The organism is Amycolatopsis sp. VC5-11, from assembly GCF_037034185.1.
Lineage (GTDB): Bacteria > Actinomycetota > Actinomycetes > Mycobacteriales > Pseudonocardiaceae > Amycolatopsis > Amycolatopsis nivea.
In genome coordinates this window covers 1-325 of the sequence record NZ_JBAGKF010000061.1, presented here as the reverse complement: position 1 = coordinate 325, position 325 = coordinate 1, and the positions used below count along the sequence as shown (strand labels likewise).

At 71.4% G+C, this 325-nt stretch carries 1 protein-coding gene; it reads right to left on the bottom strand.

Annotated elements, in window-relative coordinates:
* Positions 1-325, bottom strand: a 325-nt coding sequence (locus WA670_RS45080) for an aldehyde dehydrogenase family protein (protein WP_336162312.1), incomplete at both ends; no start/stop codon positions are given.

The window sequence follows — 325 nt, the reverse complement described above, 5'->3', positions numbered from 1 at the left end:
GTTGGCGGACTTGCCGCCCAGCTCCAGCGTCACGCGCTTGACCGTGCGCGCCGCGAGCTCCGCGACCCGGGTGCCGGCGCGGACCGAACCGGTGAACGACACGACGTCGACCTCCGGATGCGTCGCGAGCGCCTCGCCGACCTCCGGCCCGTACCCGGTGACCAGATTGACCACGCCGGGCGGGAAACCGGCCTCGTGAATGGCGTCGAAGAGCTGGTAGGCGCTCAACGGCGCGACCTCGCTCGGCTTCACCACGACCGTGCAGCCCGCCGCCAGCGCGGGCGCGATCTTGCAGGTGATCTGGTGCAGCGGGTAGTTCCACGGT